The sequence below is a fragment of the Phenylobacterium sp. genome (genome assembly GCF_031412415.1).
Lineage (GTDB): Bacteria > Pseudomonadota > Alphaproteobacteria > Caulobacterales > Caulobacteraceae > Phenylobacterium.
Genome location: NZ_JANOCX010000431.1, coordinates 1 through 1,556 on the forward strand (window position 1 = coordinate 1; position 1,556 = coordinate 1,556).

2 protein-coding genes are annotated in these 1,556 nt (G+C 67.3%); both read right to left on the bottom strand.

Going from position 1 to position 1,556, the window contains the following annotated elements:
* Window positions 1–579: FAD-dependent oxidoreductase (locus RMO04_RS19950; protein ID WP_309646517.1), on the bottom strand; the 579-nt coding region annotated here is incomplete at its 3' end.
* Window positions 580–589: 10 nt separating this feature from the next.
* On the bottom strand, window positions 590–1,556 hold a 967-nt coding region (locus tag RMO04_RS19955), incomplete at its 5' end, for a 2-oxo acid dehydrogenase subunit E2 (protein ID WP_309646518.1).

Here is a 1,556-nt window from a genome sequence, read left to right on the forward strand (position 1 = left end):
GGCGAACTCGATCCCGATGGCGCCGGACCCGACGACGATCATGGATTTCGGCGTGGTCTTCGGAACCATCGCCTCGCGATAGCTCCAGACCCGCTCGCCGTCGGGGGTCAGGCCGATGGCGGGAATCGTCCGCGCTCGCGCCCCGGTGGCCAGGATCACGTGCTTGGCCTGGACGCTTCGCGAGTCGCCAGCTTTCAGCGCCACGACCACCTTGGGAGCCCCTTGCCCCTTCTCGAACTTGGCTGTTCCCTCGATCACCTCGATCTTGTGCTTCTTCATCAGGAAGGCCACGCCGGCGTTGAGCTGGCCCGCCACCTTGCGGGAGCGTGCGATCACGCTGGTGAAGTCGAACGACGCCTTCTCGACCTTGATGCCGTATTCGGCCAGGTGGCTGAGATTCTCGTAAGCCTCCCCGGACTTCAGCAGCGCCTTAGTGGGGATACAGCCCCAGTTCAGGCACACCCCGCCCAGGGCCTCGCGCTCGACGATGGCGGTCTTGAAGCCGAGTTGGCTGGCGCGGATGGCGGTGACATAGCCGCCCGGGCCCGAACCGATGACGATGACGTCGAAATCACTCATGGCGCACGCCTCAGACGATCATCGTGATGGGATCTTCGATCAGGGCCTTGAAGGCCTGCAGCCAGCGCGCGCCGATGGCGCCGTCGACCACCCGGTGATCGCAGGTGAGCGTGACGCTCATCACCGTGGCCACGGCGAGTTGGCCGTCCTTGACCACGGGCCGCTTCTCGCCCGCGCCCACTGAGAGGATGCAGCCCTGGGGTTCGTTGATGATCGAGTTGAACGACTTGATCCCGAACATGCCGAGGTTGGACACCGAGAACGTGCCGCCCTGGAACTCTTCCGGCTTCAGCTTGCGAGTGCGGGCGCGTTCGGCCAGGTCCTTGGCCTCCACGGCGATCTGGGCCAGGCCCTTGGTCTCCGCCTTGCGGATGATCGGCGTGATCAGGCCCCCGTCGATCGCCACCGCCATGGCGATGTCGGCGTTGTGGTGCATGGCGATGCCTTCGGGCGAGTAGGACGCATTGGCCTCCGGAACGCGCTTGAGCGCGACGGCCGCGGCCTTGATCACCAGGTCGTTGACGCTGACCTTGACGCCCTGGCTCTCCAGCATGCCGTTGATCTTGGCGCGCGCCGCCAGCAAGCCGTCGATCTCCAGGTCGATGGTCAACGGGAAGTGCGGGATGTCGCGGAAGCTGTCGGTCATCCGCCGCGCGACGGTCTTTTTCATCCCGTCGAGGGGCACGAGATCGTAGCTGCCGTCGGGGATGCCCATCTGCGCCAGGCTCTGGGCCTGACGCGGCGCGGCCGCGGCTCCGGCAGCCGGTGAGGCGGCGGGCGCCTTGGCCGACGGCGTCGAACCCTCGACGTCGCGCTTGATGATCCGTCCGTGCGGGCCAGATCCTTGGATCTGGGCGAGATCCAGCCCCTTCTGCTCGGCGATCCGGCGGGCCAGGGGCGAGGCGAAGACGCGCTCGCCATTGGCCTGGGCGACCGGAGCGGCCTTCGGCGCGGACGCCGGCTCGGGCGGAGCGGTC